The organism is Stenotrophomonas sp. X (assembly GCF_055721025.1).
This window is the reverse complement of record NZ_CM146756.1, coordinates 2,648,574-2,666,706: the sequence shown is the minus strand read 5'-3', so window position 1 is coordinate 2,666,706 and position 18,133 is coordinate 2,648,574. Positions and strand designations below refer to the sequence as shown.

At 64.9% G+C, this 18,133-nt stretch carries 17 protein-coding genes; 14 read left to right on the top strand and 3 right to left on the bottom strand.

Features of this window, described 5'->3' with window-relative positions:
• Positions 1 to 42: 42 nt before the first annotated feature.
• Together ACZ75I_RS12405 and ACZ75I_RS12400 are read left to right on the top strand one after the other, a co-directional pair.
• Entirely contained in the window at positions 43 to 2,571 is a 2,529-nt protein-coding gene (locus ACZ75I_RS12405; protein ID WP_472957994.1) for a membrane-bound PQQ-dependent dehydrogenase, glucose/quinate/shikimate family, read from the top strand.
• Positions 2,572 to 2,787: 216 nt separating this feature from the next.
• Complete coding sequence (locus ACZ75I_RS12400) at positions 2,788 to 3,270, top strand: REP-associated tyrosine transposase (RefSeq protein ID WP_180869922.1); 483 nt, start codon at positions 2,788 to 2,790, stop codon at positions 3,268 to 3,270.
• A 136-nt stretch (positions 3,271 to 3,406) separates the two neighbouring features.
• On the opposite strand, the gene ACZ75I_RS12395 is transcribed toward ACZ75I_RS12400, so the two are convergent.
• Together ACZ75I_RS12395 and ACZ75I_RS12390 are read right to left on the bottom strand one after the other, a co-directional pair.
• A complete protein-coding gene (locus tag ACZ75I_RS12395; protein ID WP_061480045.1) occupies positions 3,407 to 3,814 on the bottom strand; it encodes a DUF3037 domain-containing protein in 408 nt (135 codons plus the stop codon).
• Positions 3,792 to 4,568: a HipA family kinase gene (locus tag ACZ75I_RS12390; RefSeq protein WP_134968703.1), complete on the bottom strand. Its 777-nt coding sequence runs from the start codon at positions 4,566 to 4,568 to the stop codon at positions 3,792 to 3,794. Before ACZ75I_RS12390 ends, ACZ75I_RS12395 begins: the two co-directional genes overlap by 23 nt.
• Positions 4,569 to 4,807: 239 nt before the next feature.
• Between ACZ75I_RS12390 and ACZ75I_RS12385 the strand changes: the two genes are divergently transcribed.
• The 12 genes from ACZ75I_RS12385 (at position 4,808) to ACZ75I_RS12330 (ending at position 17,022) form a co-directional block, all read left to right on the top strand.
• Positions 4,808 to 5,137, top strand: coding sequence for a hypothetical protein (locus ACZ75I_RS12385; RefSeq protein WP_061480047.1), 330 nt, complete (start codon positions 4,808 to 4,810; stop codon positions 5,135 to 5,137).
• A 168-nt stretch (positions 5,138 to 5,305) separates the two neighbouring features.
• The gene (locus tag ACZ75I_RS12380; RefSeq protein WP_472957991.1) at positions 5,306 to 7,768 is read left to right on the top strand and encodes a S9 family peptidase; all 2,463 of its coding nucleotides are present in this window, start codon (positions 5,306 to 5,308) and stop codon (positions 7,766 to 7,768) included.
• 165 nt (positions 7,769 to 7,933) lie between these two features.
• Positions 7,934 to 9,766: a M3 family metallopeptidase gene (locus ACZ75I_RS12375; RefSeq protein WP_428986735.1), complete on the top strand. Its 1,833-nt coding sequence runs from the start codon at positions 7,934 to 7,936 to the stop codon at positions 9,764 to 9,766.
• Positions 9,767 to 9,898: 132 nt separating this feature from the next.
• Entirely contained in the window at positions 9,899 to 10,243 is a 345-nt protein-coding gene (locus ACZ75I_RS12370; protein WP_061480051.1) for a helix-turn-helix domain-containing protein, read from the top strand.
• A gap of 205 nt (positions 10,244 to 10,448) precedes the next feature.
• Complete coding sequence (locus ACZ75I_RS12365; protein ID WP_061480052.1) at positions 10,449 to 10,739, top strand: hypothetical protein; 291 nt, start codon at positions 10,449 to 10,451, stop codon at positions 10,737 to 10,739.
• A 22-nt stretch (positions 10,740 to 10,761) separates the two neighbouring features.
• Positions 10,762 to 11,064, top strand: a complete 303-nt coding sequence (locus ACZ75I_RS12360; RefSeq protein WP_061480053.1) for a hypothetical protein — start codon at positions 10,762 to 10,764, stop codon at positions 11,062 to 11,064.
• A gap of 119 nt (positions 11,065 to 11,183) precedes the next feature.
• The gene (locus tag ACZ75I_RS12355) at positions 11,184 to 12,374 is read left to right on the top strand and encodes a hypothetical protein (RefSeq protein ID WP_180869879.1); all 1,191 of its coding nucleotides are present in this window, start codon (positions 11,184 to 11,186) and stop codon (positions 12,372 to 12,374) included.
• On the top strand, positions 12,371 to 13,243 hold the full coding sequence (locus tag ACZ75I_RS12350) for a hypothetical protein (protein WP_164261469.1): 873 nt from the start codon (positions 12,371 to 12,373) through the stop codon (positions 13,241 to 13,243). Before ACZ75I_RS12355 ends, ACZ75I_RS12350 begins: the two co-directional genes overlap by 4 nt.
• Positions 13,227 to 14,003: a class I SAM-dependent methyltransferase gene (locus ACZ75I_RS12345; RefSeq protein ID WP_472957990.1), complete on the top strand. Its 777-nt coding sequence runs from the start codon at positions 13,227 to 13,229 to the stop codon at positions 14,001 to 14,003. Before ACZ75I_RS12350 ends, ACZ75I_RS12345 begins: the two co-directional genes overlap by 17 nt.
• 70 nt (positions 14,004 to 14,073) lie before the next feature.
• Positions 14,074 to 15,330, top strand: a complete 1,257-nt coding sequence (locus ACZ75I_RS12340) for an ABC transporter permease (RefSeq protein ID WP_472957989.1) — start codon at positions 14,074 to 14,076, stop codon at positions 15,328 to 15,330.
• Complete coding sequence (locus ACZ75I_RS12335; protein ID WP_472957988.1) at positions 15,327 to 16,574, top strand: ABC transporter permease; 1,248 nt, start codon at positions 15,327 to 15,329, stop codon at positions 16,572 to 16,574. Before ACZ75I_RS12340 ends, ACZ75I_RS12335 begins: the two co-directional genes overlap by 4 nt.
• Positions 16,575 to 16,701: 127 nt before the next feature.
• On the top strand, positions 16,702 to 17,022 hold the full coding sequence (locus ACZ75I_RS12330) for a hypothetical protein (protein WP_472957987.1): 321 nt from the start codon (positions 16,702 to 16,704) through the stop codon (positions 17,020 to 17,022).
• Between the two features lie 13 nt (positions 17,023 to 17,035).
• On the opposite strand, the gene ACZ75I_RS12325 is transcribed toward ACZ75I_RS12330, so the two are convergent.
• Positions 17,036 to 18,019 carry a hypothetical protein gene (locus tag ACZ75I_RS12325; RefSeq protein ID WP_346476819.1) on the bottom strand — a complete coding sequence of 328 codons (984 nt, stop codon included), beginning with the start codon at positions 18,017 to 18,019 and terminating at the stop codon, positions 17,036 to 17,038.
• Positions 18,020 to 18,133 lie beyond the last annotated feature (114 nt).

Here is an 18,133-nt window from a genome sequence, read left to right as displayed (position 1 = left end):
AGGCGGTGGGATAACGGCGCATGCTGCCCCCGGAGATCGACGATGTCCGCCACGCCGCAGTCCGCTCCTGCTACCGTTCGCGCCTCACGGCACCCTCTCGTTACCGTGCTGTCGCTGCTGCTGGTCGTACTCGGCCTGGTCATCGGCGGACTCGGCGCGTGGCTGCTCAGCCTGGGCGGGTCGGCGTACTACGCCATCGCCGGGGCCGGCCTTCTGGCCAGTGGCCTGTTGTTGTTCGGCAATCGCCGCAGCGGCGCGCTGCTGTATGCGCTGGTGTTCGTCGGCACGCTGCTGTGGACCTGGTGGGAATCGGGCAGCGACTACTGGCGCTGGGTGCCGCGGCTGGGCCTGGTGACCGCGCTCGGCATCGTGCTGGCGCTGCTCGCGCCGACCCTTCGCGAACCGGTTTCAAAGCGCCTTTCGCGCAGCGTGGCGGGCGTCCTGATGCTGGTGTTCGTCGCTGCCTTCGGATTGGCGTTCGCACCGCATGGTGAAGTGTACGGGCACCAGCCGTTCCCGGAAGGCGCGGCCAGCGCCGGACTGGAACCTACGCGCGATACCACGGGCATGCAGCCGGCTGACCAGCCTGCCGAGGGAGACTGGCCGGCGTGGGGCCGCAGCAATGCCGCCACCCGTTATTCGCCGCTGCAGCAGATCACCCCGGCCAACGTGGCCACGTTGCAGCTGGCCTGGCAGTTCCGCACCGGTGACCTGCCGAAGAAGCGCTGGGGTGCGGAAACCACACCGCTGAAGATCGGCGACCGCCTGTACCTGTGCACTGCCCGTAACCGCCTGATCGCGCTCGACGCCGCCAGCGGCAAGGAAGTGTGGCGCTTCGATCCGAAGGTGAAGGACGCCTCGATCCCGTACACCGCCGCCTGCCGTGGTGTGAGCTACTACGAGCAACCGGCAACGCCGATCCTGGCCGATGCCACCCTGGCCGATGCCGCGGCTGATCTGGCGTTGCCCGAACCGCCACCCAGCGTGAGCCGCAGCGCTGCACCGGGCAGTCGTCCGGCGTGCTGGGCGCGCATCATCGAAGGCACGCTGGACGGGCGCATCATTGCAGTGGATGCAGATAGCGGTCGTCCCTGTGCGAACTTCGGCAACAACGGCCAGGTCGACATCACCCTGGGTATGGGTGAGGTGCCATCCGGCTACGTGTCGATCACCTCGCCCCCGGCCATCGTGCGCGGCGTGATCGTCACCGGCCACCAGGTGCTGGATGGTCAGCGCCGCGACGCGCCATCGGGCGTGATCCAAGCCTACGACGCGATCACCGGCAAGCTGCGCTGGGCGTGGGACATGGACCAGCCCGAGCGCAGCGGCCTGCCGCCGCATGGGCAGACCTACACGCGCGGCACGCCGAACATGTGGACCACCGCGACCGGTGATGAGGCGCTGGGGCTGGTCTATCTGCCGCTGGGCAATTCTGCGGGCGACTACTGGAGTGGCTCGCGTACGGAAAACCAGAACCGCTATGCGACGTCGCTGGTGGCGATCGATGTGGCCACTGGCAAGCCGGCCTGGCATTTCCAGGCCGTGCGCAAGGATGTGTGGGACTACGACCTCGGTTCGCAGGCCAGCCTGATCGACTACCCGACGGCGGCAGGCAAGGTGCCGGCGATCCTGCTGCCGACCAAGCAGGGTGACATCTACATTCTCGACCGCCGCAACGGCCAGCTGCTGACCGCTGCCGAAGAGCGCAAGGTGCCGGTCGGCGGTGTCGAACCGGAACAGCGTTCACCCACGCAGCTGTTCTCGCTGTACCACACGCTGCGCCGCCAGCATGACCTGACCGAGCGCGACATGTGGGGCATCACACCGATCGACCAGCTGATCTGCCGCATCCAGTTCCGCAAGGCCTATTACGAAGGCTTCTACACGCCGCCGAGCAGTGATCGCCATTCCATCGAATACCCCGGCTACAACGGCGGTTCGGATTGGGGCAGTGTGTCCATCGACACGCGCCGCGGCGTGATCGTGGCCAATTACAACGACATGCCCAACTACAACCGGCTGGTGCCACGTGCCGAAGCCGACCGGCTGGGCTGGCTGCCGCGCGAGAAGATCCGTGCCGACAGGGGCGGTGGCGAGGGCGCCGGCGATCCGCAGGTGGGAACGCCGTATGGTATCCAGGTCAACGCTGGCTGGCGGCTGCCGTTCACGGGTCTGCTGTGCAAGCAGCCTCCCTACGGCGGCATCCGCGCCATCGACCTGCGCACCGGCAAGCTGTTGTGGGATCGTCCGTTTGGCAGTGCGCGCGGCAATGGGCCGTTCGGCATCCGTTCCGGCCTGCCGATCGAGATCGGCACGCCGAACAACGGCGGTTCGGTGGTGACCGCCAGCGGGCTGATCTTCATCGCGGCCGCCACCGATGACCTGCTGCGCGCCATCGACCTGAAGACCGGCAAGGAGCTTTGGCATGCCAAGCTGCCCGCGGGCGGGCAGGCTACGCCGATGGTGTATGAACAGGACGGACGCCAGTTCGTGGTGATCATGGCCGGCGGCCACCATTTCATGGAAACCCCGAACGGCGATTACGTGATGGCCTTCGCCCTGCCCAGATAGGGCCGACAGGGTACAACCGGCTGGGTAGAGTCGACTGTTAGTCGACTATCGCGCGAAGCGCGGGCTTTCCAGCGTGGGAGAGAAGAGCAGTCGATTAACAGTCGACTCTACCCAGTCCACTCCACATCCCCGGACGCTGTATCGGGATGATTCCTGATTCTGGCATTGGTAGTGAACCGATGCCGGAAATCCATGCGGGCGGGCATTCTCGAACTCATGCCAAGTCCCCAACTGCTTTCCGGGCGGCGATCCATCGCCGGCAATGTCTACACCATCACCATGGTGTGCCGGAATCGCTATCGCGTATTCGATTGCCCTGCCAATGCCCACCTTGCCATGCAGCTCCTCGGATCGATGGATCGGGAAGGCCTGACTGCATCACTTGCCTGGATCATCATGCCGGATCACATTCACTGGCTGGCTCAACTTCGTAGTCATTCGCTGGGCTACTGCGTGCAGCGTTTCAAGGCACGCAGCAGCTTTTTAATAAACCGACGGCGAGGGAGCCGGGGTGCAATCTGGCAGGCAGGCTACTACGATCATGCAATCCGCAGTGATGCATCGCTGCACAGGCACGCTTGCTACATTCTGGCAAATCCCGTTCGAGCCGGTCTTGCCGCGCAGATCGGTGACCATCCGTATGGATGGTGCCGCTGGCCGTTGAGCGAGCTTGAGCCGGCAGGCGAGCGCGAATGGTGATGGCACCGGCCGGGTGGCGTCTACCGGGTGGCGTCTACCGGGTAGAGTCGACTGGGTAGAGTCGACTGCCTTTCTCAACCACAGCCAAAGAGCCCACGCTGCGCGCGTTAGTCGACTAACAGTCGACTCTACCCAATCAATGTTGCTCGGTTGGTGCCGGTACCCGCACCATCTTCGTCATCAAGTGTTCCACCACACCCGCCGGGTCCGCAGTGCGGCCGACATGCGTGCTCGACATCTGCACAACCGAGCTGCGCTTGGCGGTGAGGAAATGAAAGCGGGCGCGCGCGGGCAGCTGTGCGATGGGTCCGGCGCTGGCGTCGCCACGGCAGATGGCCACGATCGCATCCAGCCACGGTTGCAACGCATCCTGATCAAGCGCTGGAGCGAACGCGTGCAGGCGTGCAGGATCGATCTCGATGGCCGCTTCCAGATGGCGCGCGCCGGGGCAGGAGACGATCACTCCGACGTTGATGAACTCCTCGCGTTCCACCCGCGGTACCACGCGGATGACCGCATAGTCATACGTGTGCAGCGTGGGCACGGACGGCCTCCTGCACGAACACTGCACGCACTTTCAAGCGGTGCTTGAGATAGTTGATATAGCCCTGGCGATAGGCCTGTGGGCTGTCGAACGCCGGTTCGTCCACCAGCCAGCTGTCCGGCACCAGGCCAACGATGCGCTCGATTTCGGCATCGGTCAGGCACGCAGCCAGTTCTGCGTCCACCTCGGCAATGCGGCTGGCGAACGACAGCAGCACGTGGTCGCGGATCAGCACGAACGGTTTCTCGCAGGCATCGCCGGCGTTGGCCCAGTCGTGGTGGAAGTACATCGCCGCACCGTGGTCGATCAGGTACAGCTTGCGGTGCCATACCATCAGGTTGGGGTTGCGGGTGGTGCGATCGACATTGCTGGTGAACGCATCGAACCAGACGATGCGCGAGGCCAGGTCTGCATCCACCGGCATCGCCGCCGGATCGTAATTGATCGCACCCGGCAGGTAGTCCAGGCCCAGGTTCAGGCCCTCGCTGGCGCGGATCAGCTCCTGGATCTCCGGGTCGGGCTCGGTGCGGGCGAACTCGCGATCCAGCTCGACGAACAGGATTTCCGGAATCGGCAGGCCCAGCGTGCGTGCCATTTCGCCGGCGATCAGTTCGGCAATCAGTGCTTTCGGTCCTTGGCCGGCGCCGCGGAATTTCAGCACGGCCATGCCGTCGTCGTCGGTCTCGACCACGGCGGGCAGGGAGCCGCCTTCCCGTAGCGGGGTGATGTAGCGGAGGGCATGTACGGTGCGCATGGGCGCATTCTAGCGTGGTGCAGGTGCCCCCCCCCTGATCGCCGAGGACCGAGTTCGGCCTTCACCTGTCCCTTCCGCCTGCGATGGCAGCATCTTGCTCCAGGAACCCTTGGGTTCATGGGCGCACTGGCACTCTCGATGCCGAGGCTTCGGGCTGGGCACCTGCTCGGCTGCCAGCGACGCGCACTGCGAAGCGGAAACCTCATCCACGATGTCCAGCAGGCTACGGAGGTGCACCGATGAGCGATGAATTCACTCCCATGCTGCCGCCCTTGGACGATGCCAAGGTCGAGGAAATGATCGGCAAGGTGGTGCTGGTGGGCGTCACCCGCTATGGCGGTGACGGCCAGGTGCAGGGGCTGGAACAATACGCCGGTACGGTGCTGCGCATCAGCGCCGACGAAGGCGTGGTGCTGGCGGACGAGAATGACGGCCATGAGCGCTATCTGCCGCCGATGCTCGACCAGTACCTGCCCGCCGAGCCCGGCGAGTACCGCATGCGGAACAGTGGCATGATCGTCGTCGACCCCGATTACCTGACTGCCTGGGACCTGCACGCCCAGCAGTGACGACAGACCACGCCTGGCAGATGCCGGTCCATCGCCGGCCTCTCCGGGCGTGTCCCACTTTGCCCCATCCGGCCACTAGCCCTTCCGGCCCATTCACGACAACCCCTGCGGTGCTAGATTCGGGACCTTGCCCGATTCCGGGTACCCATTCACACCCAGGGGATAAGGATGCTGATCCGTCGAACCTCTCTGGCGGCGGCCGTTGCCGTTGCTACCTTCGGCCTGCTGGCCGCTGGCCCGGCGCTTGCCGACTACGCGAAGCCGCCGGAGCACCTGCTCAAGGTGTTGAAGGCACCGCCGCCGCCGGCGCCAAACGTGGCCCCGGGTGGCCAGCGCCTGCTGCTGACCACTGCGCAGACCTACCCGTCGATCAGCCGTGTCGCCCAGCCGTACCTGAAGCTGGCTGGCGTGCGCCTGGAACCGAAGAACCGCAGCCGCCATGACACCCCCGGTGGCTATGGCATCCCGGCCTGCGTGGCCGACTTCACCCTGGTCGACATCGGCAGTGGCCAGCAGACCAAGGTCAACCTGCCGCAGGGCTGTGCCACAGGCGCGCTGTGGTCGGCCGATGGCAGCCACTTTGCGTTCCAGAACGCGGTCGATACCAGCGTGCAGCTGTGGGTGGGCGATGCCGCTACCGGCCAGGTGAAGCAGGTGCCGAACGTCCAGCTGAACCCGATTTTCGGCTATACCGTGCAGTGGCTGGGCGGCAGCCAGAACCTGCTGGTGAAGCTGGTGCCGGCCAACCAGGGTCCAGCACCGTCCAACGGTGGCGTACCGACCGGCCCGGATGCGCAGGAGTCGCTGGGCAGCAGCGGCGAGAGCAGCACCTACGAAGCCCGCGATACGCTGACCAGCGTGCATGACGAAAAGCTGTTCGCGTACTACGGTGCCTCGCAGCTGGCCGTGGTCGATACTGCCGCCAACAGCGTGCGCCCGGTCGGGCAGCCGGCGCTGTTCAACGAAGTCAGCGCCGCGCCCGATGGCGTGCACGTCCTGACCGAATCGATCAAGGCGCCGTACTCGCATGCGGTGACCTACCAGCGCTTCGCCAACGACGTGGCCGTGCTGGATATCGCCAGCGGCAAGTCCACGCCGATCGCCAGCCTGCCGCTGGCCGACCGCGTGCCGGTGCACGGTGTACCGGAAGGCCCGCGCGGTTTCGACTGGCGTGCCACCGATCCGGCCACCCTGGTCTATGCCGAAGCGCTGGACAAGGGCGACTGGAAGGTCAGCGTGCCGCATCGCGATCGCGTACTGATGCTGAAGGCGCCGTTCAACGGCAAGCCGGTCGAGATCACCCGCACCGCACAGCGCTTCGAAGGCTTCGCATGGACTGCCGATCCGGCCGTGGCGTTCCAGTTCGAGAACGACGAGAACCGCCACTGGATGCAGACCCGCATCGTCGATGTGGACCAGCCGAAGAAGGAAGGCCGCCTGCTGTGGGACATGTCCAGCGATGAGCTGTACGGCAACCCCGGCAACCTGGTCTTCACCCGCCTGCCGAATGGTGCGCAGGTCGTGCGCCGTGAGGGCAACCATGTTTTCCTCAGCGGCCGTGGTGCCTCGCCGCAGGGCGACCGTCCGTTCCTCGACCGCCTCGACCTCGGCACGCTGAAGAGCGAGCGCCTGTTCCGCAGCAGCGCCGATGCCTACGAGCAGTTCCTTGGTTTCAGCAATACGCCTGGGCGCTACCTGACCTGGCATCAGTCGGTGATCGATCCGCCGAACGCCTTCATCCGTCAGCAGGGTGAGGCGGTGGCCGATGCGAAGACCGGCGAGGCGCAGTTCGCGTCCACGGCGACCGCTCTGACCAAGCTGGTCGACCCGACTCCGGAAGTGCGCCAGATCAAGAAGCAGCTGGTGACCTACAAGCGTGCCGATGGCGTGGACCTGTCGTTCACCCTGTACACGCCGCCGGGCTACAAGGAAGGCCAGCGCGTGCCGGCGATCCTGTACGCCTACCCGGCCGACTTCGCCAACGCCGCGCAGGCGGGGCAGGTGTCCGGTTCGCAGCAGACCTTCACCCGCCTGCAGCCGTACCGCCTGATGCTGCTGGCCGGCTACGCGATCATCGACAACGCCTCGTTCCCGATCGTGGGTGACCCGAAGAACGCCTACGACACCTACCTGGAACAGCTGGAAGCCGACGCCAAGGCAGCGGTGGACAAGGCGGTGGACATGGGCGTGGTCGATCGCAACCGCATCGGCGTGACCGGCCACAGCCATGGCGGCCTGATGACCGCCAACCTGATCGCCCATACCAATCTGTTCAAGGCTGGCGTGGCGACCAGCGGTTCGTACAACAAGACCTTTACCCCGTTCGGCTTCCAGAACGAGCGTCGCTCGGTGTGGCAGGCGCAGGACGTGTACCTGAAGGCCTCTCCGTTCTTCTATGCCGACAAGATCAAGCTGCCGCTGCTGCTGGTCCACGGCGAGGACGACGCCAACCCGGGCACTGAGCCGTTTCAGTCGCGCAAGCTCTACCAGGCGATTCGAGGCAACGGCGGCATCACGCGGCTGGTGATGCTGCCGAACGAACCGCACTGGTACACCGCGCTGGAATCGAACGAGCAGCTGGTGGCGGAAATGCTGAACTGGTTCGACACCTACGTGAAGAACGCCAAGTAAGGAGACGGGAAGGCCGCCCCAGGGCGGCCTTGCTGTATCGGGATGTGAGTGGGTAGACGGCCTGGATCCGGATGCGCAATCGGGAATCGGGAAGCCACCTGCCATGCGGCATCCGGGTCCACCCGGGCTGCTAAGCTGGGAGTGGAAACAGACCAGGAGACATCGATGCATCGCAATGGGATGCGCGCCATCACTTTTGTCATCGCGACGCTGTTGGCCGGGATGACACACGGAGTGGAAGCGCAGGCTCTGCGGGCAGATGACCGCAGCTACTTTGGCAGCGCCTCCCAGGAACGTGAGGCGTGGCAGAACCTCGAGCGGAGGACCCATGCCCTCAAGGCACTTCATGCGCCGCCAGACGTGAGGTTCCAGCAGGCCGAACAGCTGTATGGCGAGTGCCTCCGGCACCATGGCTACCTGCATCTTCAGGCAGCGCGCAATGCCGATGATGCCCGGTGGGCCAACACCCAGGGCGAAGTCGCCAGCACATGTGGACGCATCGCGGCGATTGCCAAGCAGGCATTGCGTGATGCGCCCGCGCACGCTGCCTGGATCGCGCCGCATGCCGACCTGCGTGAACGGGCGTTGCGGGAGGATGTGCAGCCGGCCAATGCAGCGCTGGTGGATGCGGTCGACACGTTGGCTGACCCGGCGCTGGACAGCTTCGGGCGCCTGCACCGGCAGCTGCTGCAGTCGGCCCCCTTTGCGCGTTTCGAACATGAAGGCCGCACGCTCGACAGCCGCACCGACGCGCGAGCCCTTTCCCGCCTGCCGGACCGTTCACTGCGCGAAGCGGCATGGCGTGCCTACTGGCAGGGAATGGCGTCGCGGCGCAGCGAAATGGCAACGGTGCTGCTGGGCCTGGTCCGCCTCAACGAGCATGCGTCGGAACTGCAGGGCGATGGAACTGCGCCTGACCGCAGCTACCGGCACATGGGCCTGGATCAGGCCGCCGTCGACGCGACACTGGCGGCGGTAGCGCGCCACGCGCTGCTGCGGCGGAACTACCAGCAGATGCAGTTGACCCATCTTGAGCGCATGGGCCAGGCGTCTCCACAGATCTGGGACATGGACCTGCCTGATGCGGGCTATATTCCTCCGCCGCTTGACCTGGCGCAGTTGCGTGATGCGGCGGCGGCATCAATGCAGGTGCTGGGGCCGGATTACGTGACAGGGCTGCGCGGGCTGCTCGATCCTGCGGGCGGACGCATGGATCTGGGCGGATCGGCAGGGCGGCGCGCGATGGATGCGTTTTCGATCAGCGCCCCCGGTGTGCCTTCGTTGCTGTTCGTTGGCCATCGCCAGGGCGATCTGGAGGGGGATGTCCAGATCGCTCACGAAGCCGGCCATGCCATGCATGGCCAGTGGATGCAGCGCGGCGGCGCATCATCATTCCAGCGCAACGGCAACAAGTGGTTGACCGAGGCCTTCGCCATCTACAACGAACTGAAGTTCCGCGATCAGCTCTATCGGCAGGCCAGTGATCCACGTGCCAAGGCGTATTACCTGAAGTCGTTGCTCGATGACATCATCCTGCAGCTGTTCGTCTCGTCTGAAGAGGCCGATCTGGAACAGTCCATCTATCAGGAAGTGGCCGCCGATGGGGTTGGCAATGCAGACGCGCTTGATGCGCTGACGATGAAGGTACTGGGCCGGTATGGGGGCGCATCGGAGCAGTATCCCGAGCTGCGCAGCACCTGGGTATCCAAGCGGCTGATGTATGAGGATCCGCTTTACCTGGCCAATTACCTGTATGCCGGACTGATTGCGGTGCAGCTCTTCGCCCATGACCAGCAGGATCCGGAGGGATTCAGGGAGCGCTACCTGGCCGTCCTGGGCGAGGGGTTTGATCGCCCACCGCAGCAGCAGGTCGAGCAGTTGCTGAATGCGAAGCCTGACTGGTCACGCCTGGTCGAGCAAGATCTGGGCGTTTTCCAGCAGTACCTGGTGCAGCTGCAGGGGCTGCACGCGGAAATCGAGCGCAAGCGCGGTCGCTGAACAGGCGACGGACGGATGCAGGCTTCACAGAAGGCAATGCATATGCGTTGACTCGCCCTGGATCATGTTTGACACTCGGGGTTCCTGCCCGTCCTTGGACTTCATGGGTAGATCAGGGAGTTCCGCCGCCCCATGGATGTCAGCACGATCCCTTCACGAATCAGATTGGCCCGCGCCAACTGCGGTTTGTCACAGACCGAAATGGCACGCCGCCTCGGCGTGAACCGCGCCACCGTCGCGCATTGGGAGCGTGAGGAAGGATTCACGCCCACGATCGAGCACCTGCACAGGATGAGCGGGGTGCTTGGCGTGGCCTTTGCCTGGCTGGCCCAGGGGGAAACTCCTCCTGCCGAACCCGCGGTGCGCGGGTCCAGGGCAAGACTGGAAGAGAAGATGATCGAGCTCTCCAAGCACCTGCCAGTATCGTTCCTTGCGAGCGTTGTCGCGCTGATGGAAAACGCCGAAACCTATCTCTGATCCAGCACCGGCAGCGTCGCGCTGCCAGGCGGTCGCGCGGTGCGACAGGCCCGTACCTTCGCCGCTGCTGTGCAGCGCACAGCAGCGCGTTTGCTCCCCTTCTCCGACACTGGCATTAATCGATCGCGGTCCGACGTTCGTGCACGACGGACGGAGCGCGACTCGTAGTTGCCTGAAAGTCCATCACTCTGGAGAAAGGTTAGTTATGAGCAATCGCATCAAAACCACCGCGCTTTCCTCGCTCACCCTGATCATTGCCGGCGCTGCGGGTACCGCAGGCGCAGCAGCACTTCCGGCACCGGCCGAGCAGGGCCTGCAGTCGGCCACCGCGATCAACGCCGATCTGGATGCGCTGCGCATGTCCGAGTTCGCAGAACTGCAGGGCATTGCGCTCGCCGGCGGGCACCATTCCGATTCCATCGGTTCCCATCATCATCATGACGCCGTGCCCGAGGAGCAGGCCCAGGGCCTGTCCAACGCGCGTTTCGACGTCTGAGCCAGTCAAAGGGAGCAACATCATGAAGGACAACCGCAACGTGCCCAAGGCGCTGTCGGCGCTGACGCTGCTGGTGATCGGAAGCGCTTCGGCCGGTGCCGTGATGGCAAGTGAGGCTCCGGTGGCTTCCAGCGCACTGGACCAGGCCACCGCAATCGTGAGCCTGGACGACCTGGCCATGGCCGAGTTCCAGGCCAACGCGCGCGCCAACAACCTGGAAGCGCTGGCCACCGGCCACCACGACGATTCGATTGGTTCGCACCATCATCACGATATCGTCAAGGAGCCGGAGTTGAACGTGGAAGCCACGCGCTTCAACGTCTGACCTGTCGGCCTGCGGGGGACAGTGTCCCCCGCAGCTCTTTGATGCGTGATGCAGGGAGAGCAACGATGAATGCGCAGCTGAAACCGCTGGAAGCCGATGTGGCACGCCCGGCGTGCCTGATGGAGATCACCCGCACAGGTGCCCGGATGGATGCCGTGATGGAAGGCATCATGTGGGCCCGCCTGCGACGCATGCGGACACGCCTGCAGGAAGCCCTGGGGAATGCGGAGCATGGCGTCATCGCTCGCTCCATCCATGCCATCTATGAAGCGCTGCCGGCCGACCGCCAGGCGCGCGTACTGCTCAGTTCCGAGTTCTGCGAGAGCTACATGGCGCTTGACGCCGCTCGCAAGCAGCGGCCGGAGGCCGGTGCCGATGCAATGGCATGGGATGCTGAGAGCGCACGCAATCTGTGTGCCATCCATGATCTCGTGCAGCGAGAAAAGGCACTGCTGGACCTGGCCTCTGGCTCCACTCCGCGCTATCTGCTTGAGAGCCGCGATTGGGTGGTCGACAGCCCGGTGGGCGATCAGCTCGCCCGCAAGGATGTGCAGGGGCGCTGGACGCTGGAAACACGGCCGATGCTGGGTGATTGCGTTGCCGTCGACCTGCACAGCAAGGTCGCCAGGCACCATGAACCCCGTTCCGGCGTGCTCAGCCAACCCTGCCTTGCGCTGGATGAGGCGGAGCAGGCGGTCGTGCTCGACAAGCTGTCGCGCGCGCTGGCAGGAATTGATCGTGCGGAACCGCTGTATGGCCTGGTGATCCGCAACTTCGTGCGCCGTATCGTGGTTCGTAAGTCCGAGGAATCAACGCCCGATGTTGCGCGCCGTTTCGGGTCGGAACATGTGCCGCGCCAGCCCGGTTCGCTGCGCCTGCTCAATATCCATCACCCCGAACTGAGCGTGGAAGCCTGCATGGAAAGCATCATGCACGAGAGCACCCACAACTTCCTTGCCGCGTGGGAGCTGGCCAATGGCTTCTTCGTTGCCAACGACTATCAGCACCGGGTCGTGTCGCCGTGGTCGGGCAATCCGATTCCCAACTCGTCCTACATCCACGCCGTTTTCGTCTATTACGTCTGCCATCGGTTGCTGAAGAGCCACCTTGCGGTGGCTGACAACATCGACGCTGCTGCCCGCGCGCATGTCCACCGTCGCCTCGCGGTATGCGCTGCTGGATTCCTCATCGAGCAGGATCTCAGCAGCCGGCTGATGAGTACCCAGCCGCTCAATGCCGACATCGGAAGAATGATGGATGACATGCAGGCGGACATGAAGCGTGAATATGGCTATGGGAGTCAGCAATGAAGGCCCGGACCATCGTGTTGTATACCGATCATGCCGATCCGGTCGCGTGCCGCGCGGCGCAGGCGGGGGCAGAGCTGCTGCACCTTGACGACCTGCTGCCGATGGTTCGCGCCGGAAGCTGGCCAGCGGTCCTGGATTTCGAGCCCAGCGTGGAAATGCGCGAGCAGTTCATCGGCGCACGGGTGGTCAACCGTGTGTTCTCATTGGCCAATACCCGCATGGATGAATTCCTGAGGGGCAGTGGAATCGATGCGCGTTGGCTGCACATCCGCCTGCAGTCATTGCTCGAATCGGCGGCCAGCGTCTGCCACGACACCGGCGTGCGTGGTGTCTCGCGCACACTGATGCCGCTGAACGTACAGTGGTTCGAGCTCAAGCGGGTACTTGCCGATATCCAGACGCCCGACTTCGTCTATTCGATCGGGTATGAGGCGCCGGATCTGCGTGGCCTGGTCGATCCTCTGCAGAAATCGGTGTGGTCACTGTTCGATTGGAAGCAGGAGCGCAACCTGCTGCCGGAAGAGAAGCGGCGTCACCAGTTCTTCGTTTCGCGGCCGCAGGGCGTCCCACTGGTGTCCTACTTCTGCGGTGAGTCGGCGCATGGCATCTTCTTCCCCAAGGGCGACGCGGTGCCGATCGATCTCCAGCGCGTGCATGCCATCAACCAGGCCGCGCGTCGTGCCTTCCGTTCCGAGACGGGGGAGTTGCTGCTCTTCGCAGAGGGCGGACAGCTGAGGTTCCATGCATTCTCGCCCTATCTTCTTTCCGTGGCGGATGAGCCGGCCATGGTGGAGATGCTGGGCAGGTGGCTGGCGGCGGATGATTCCAGTGCGAGGAGCGATGATGCCCGACATGCACGCGTGCATTGAGCGCCTTTTCGAGATCCGCGAGCGCATGGGGTGGCTGTACGGTAGCGAGGATCTCTGCGTGCTGCTGTACAGCCTGGTCAAGCGTGCCCGGCCACAAAATGTGGTGGAACTCGGTACGGGTTTCGGCGTGTCTACGGCCTGGATCGCCGCCGCACTGAAGGAAAACGAGACCGGTGTCCTGCACAGCTATGACAATGGATCGCACTATGCCAGCGATCCCGCGCGGCGCTTCCTGGCCGAACTGGAAGGGCCCTTGCGCGCGCTCATCGAACCAGGACAGGACTATCCTTCGTTCATGCGTGCGCTGTTGGCCTGGGCGGGTGTCGCGGACTTCGCGCAGGTGCATGTCGAGGACATCGACTTCGCCGCCATCGCCACCGCCCCGGCTCTGCACGGCGGCATCGACATGCTGTTCTCGGACTTCAACCATTCTCCAGACAGCATCCAGGCCCTTCTGGGACATTTCCTGCCCCGCCTGTCGTCCACTGCGTCGGTGTTCATCGACAGCGCTTCGACCCAGCGCCTGAGCTACCTGACGCTGGAGCGGATCGTCGACGACCTGAACTGCAACAAGATTCCGGTGGGTCTTGCGCGCTGCTGGGCGCCGCAGGAGGCAAGCGCTGCGATCGATCGGGTGCAGCGCTCGCGGTTCCGCCTGATGCACCTCATCGAGGGCCGGGCACGCGCGCAGAACAGTACGGCGTGGTTGAGCATCGAACCGGTGGATGTCGTTCCCACCGTCGCCGAGTTCTTCCATTGAGCTGTCGAGGATGATGATGCTGACGTACTACCTCGGGCTCGCACGAACCCGCTTGCTGGAAACCAAAGGCATGACGCTGGCACTGGTGCTGGCGTTGGGGCTGGGCATCGGCGCCAGCGTGACCATGCTCACCGTTGTTCGAGCCATGTCCTGGGACCCGCTGCCAGGGCGCAGCGGGCAACTGTTCCATCCCTTCCTGGACCCGCTGCCGGCCGGGTACCAGATCAAGGGAGAGCTGGATCCGCGGGTGGCCATGACCTGGCCCGATGCCAGCGAACTGCTGCGCAATGCACCTGCGCAGCGGCAGACGGTACTGGCCGCGGGCCGGCTGCTGGTGGATCCGCAACCGGGCGCACCGACGGCATTCTTCGTTGATGGCCAGTACACCAACGCGGACGCAGCGGCGATGTTCGACATGGAGGTGCTGCAGGGACGCTGGTGGTCCGCGGACGATGATCTGCAGCGCTCCCGGGTCGTGGTGGTCAGCCGCACGCTGGCGCAGCGGCTCGGTCATGGAAGCTCCCTGGTTGGACGGACCCTGCAGTTGGATGGGCAGCCCTTCAGGGTGGTTGGCGTGATCGCTGACTGGGTGCCCCGGCCGCGCTTCCACACCGACCTGCAGCAGGAACCCTTCAAGGGGCGCGACGATGTCTTCATTCCGCTGCAGACCGCGGTAGAACTCCAGCTTCGGGTTGCCAACAGCATGTACGGCTGGTCAGGCAACACGCCGACAAACCGCATGCTCGACGCAAGCACGGCGTGGGTCCAACTCTGGGCCGAGATCCCGGACCCGGCCGGCCAGCAGGCATACCTGCACTTCCTACAAAGCTACGTGCAGGACCAGCACGCGCGCGGGCGCTTCGATCGGCAGACGCCCCCGCACCTGGACGGCCTGCGCGGTTATCTGGTCCAGCGCCGGATCATTCCGGATGAGGTGCGGTTGCAGCTGGCGCTGTGCCTGGCTTTCCTGGCCGTCTGCCTGGTCAACATGGGCGCACTGATCTTCGCCCGTTTCGTCCGCCGGACGCACGAGATCGCAGTCCGCCGTGCGTTGGGGGCCCGCCGCAGGGACATCATCCTGCAGCTGTGCACCGAAGCGTTGATGATCGGGTTGCTGGGAGGAGGCGTGGGCCTGCTGGTCTCACAGGCTGGCCTGTTCCTGGTACGGATGCAGCCGGAAGACTATGCCAGCCTCGCAGTCATCGACCCGACCATGGTGATCGCCACGCCCGTATTGGCCTGCATCGCCAGCCTGTTCGCCGCCGTCCTGCCCGCACTGCGTGCGGCATCCACCCGTGTCGCCATGCAGATCAAGGCCGCTGAATGAGCGTTTCACAGATTCCGCTGATTGCCCGTGCGATGAAGAAGAACCGGCTGGTGGCCGGCATCCTGTTGCTGCAGGTGATCATCGCCACCGCCTGCGTCACCAATATCGCCTTCCTGCTTGCGCAGCGCGTGGAAACACTCGCCTACGACACCGGGCTGCGGGAGCAGGGGCTTGGCATCATCGAAACCGAGTTCGTCGGCAGCGCCGCTGCCAATGCCGCCACCGCGGTCAAGGCAGACATGCTGGTGCTGCGTAACGTGGCCGGGGTCCAGGCCGTGGTGGCTGCGGAGTCGCTGCCGTTGAGCCAGCACAACTGGACCGTCGGTTTCACCAACGTGCCGGTGCAGGGCCAGGACATGGCAGGCATCGTCGAAGCCGAGCCCGCCGTCTATGGGATGTCTGCCGGCGCAGTGCGGGCACTGGGCATGCATCTTGTCGCAGGCCGTGATTTCTCCGCCGCATCATTCGTGCAGACCGAGGCAGCGCAGGATTACGCCGGTCTCTACAAGGCCAGTGAAGCCATCGTCTCCGCAGCGCTGGCACGTCATCTGTTTGGTTCGGCCAACGCGGTGGGCCGCGACCTGTATACGGACGGCACCCATCCATTGCGCATCGTCGGGGTCGTCGACACCCTGTCCAGGCCGGTGCTGCGGACCGATGGAGACAACGACATGAGCCTGCTGCTGCCGCTGATTCCCGATGGCACGCGAGTGATGTACGCGGTGCGCAGCGAGCCGGACGCGCTTTCCGCGGTCCTCGACTCGGCCCGCAATGCGCTGGCCGCGCGCGAAGCGAACCGGATGCTGCCCCGGGTCCAGCGCTTCAGCGAACTGCGTGCGGAATACTTCCGGCGTGACCAGACTATGGCGATCATCTTCCTGTGCGCCGGCATCTCGCTGTTGATCGTGACCGGCACGGGCGTGTATGGGCTGGCCAGCTTCTGGGTCCGCAAGCGCTATCCGCAGATCGGCATACGACGTGCGTTGGGTGCCCGCAGGCGCGATGTGATCAGCTACTTCATGATCGAGAATCTGATGCTGACCTTCGTCGGCGCGCTCGCTGGCAGTGTGCTGGCATTGGCGTTGAATGTCTGGGTTTCGCGCTACTACGAGGTACCTCGCATCGATCCCGGGTACCTGGTGCTGGGCGTCGGGCTGGTGTTCGCCCTGGGGCAGCTGGCTGCCTGGGTACCGGCGCGGCGGGCGGCGCGCGAGGCCCCCGTGGCGGTTCTCAACAGTACCTGATGGATCCGGAGGGTGACCTCGTGTCATTGGCCGTTGCGATTGCGTAACCATATGTGATGCGGGTGCCATGGCGTGCGGAAGCTGCGATACGCTGCAGGCCTGTTGCTGTCTGCCATGGGTTTCACCTATGAAGTCCAAACGTGTTGTCGCAGTGTTGGCGCTGGTGATGACGCCGAGCCTGCATGGCCAATCACTCCCCTCCGAACTGGCGCAGCTGGGCATTGTCGCCGGCATGCCTTATGCCAAGGCCAAGCGCCTCATGGATGCGGCAGGGTGGCAGGCGAGTCCGGTCCAGCGCGCGCCTGAGTCACTCGAGGGCTTTCCGGAAGTCGGATGCCAGAAGGGCGCCAAGCAGTGCGCCACGACCTTCGAAAAGGAAGGTCAGCAGATCGCGGTGCGGCTGGGCACTACCCTGGCAGGGCAGCCGTTCGTGCAGGGCGTGGACTGAGCGCTCATTGCGTTCAGGCCAGCGGTAGCCGGTCCTGCGCGTGCGACAGCCGATCGTGCAGCTCGCGCACATGCTCGGCCTTGGCATGCACCCGGGAGGTGTCGCCGAAGCTGCGCAGGTAGGTGCACGCGGCAAAGCCGGCACTCTTCTTTTCGTACTCGGCAATCCAGGCCAGTCGATCCGGATTGTTGGCCTGTTCGGCTGACCACGCGGCCACCGGCGGCCGGATGCGGTACTTCAGGCCGACGCGCCACGGCTTCGGTGTCAGTCGCGCACGGAAACAATGCTGCAGCCGGCACATGCGCGCGTACAGGGTGTCGGTGCCCAGTGCCTTGAAGAACGCCTGGAGCTGCTCGTCCTCCGGTGAGAACGTGGCATGCATCGCCAGCACGCGCAGCCCGGCGGGTGTGCGGTAGGCACGCAGGTGCCAATCGGGATGCTGTTCGCTGAACGCGTCCACGCGTTTCAGCGCAAGCCCCTCAGCACCGCCGGCGGCGGCCAGGCGCTGCTTCCGCCGCATCAGCAATGCCGCGTTGACAAGCAGCACTGCCGCCACGCCCAGTACCAGGCCCACCAGCCAGTGCCAGAGCAGGGTGCCGATGATGGCGCCGGCAAGCAGCAGGATCGCAGCGACGATGGCCGGTATCACGCAGCCGGCCGGTGGCTGCGCATGGTCGATGTCGGCAAACAGCACGTCGGGGCTGTTGAGGCACAACGCGCCATAGCTGTTGCGGGTGATGATGACATCGCCGTCGCGCTGCACGATCTGCTCGCGGATTGGCACACCCTCCACGCCATAGTTGCTGCGCACTTCGCGACGCGGCAGCGCCTGCCCGGCGAGGATGGCATTGAGGGCTTCGTTGGCGCGGCGGTCAGCGTGGGCCTGGGCCTGGGCAGGTCCCTCATCGGACCAGCCGAAGCGGCGCACGACCACCGGCCGGCCACGGAAACGGGCCTGCAGGCGGGCTTCGGCCCAGTACGCGGGAACGATCATCATCGTGCGGTGCTCCATCATCCATGGCAGGTGCCTGAGTGAGTCTGGCACAGCCCCGAAGGGCCTGCATGTGCCCGCTGCGGTGGCCGGGGCGGAGTGATAGATTGCGCGCTTCGC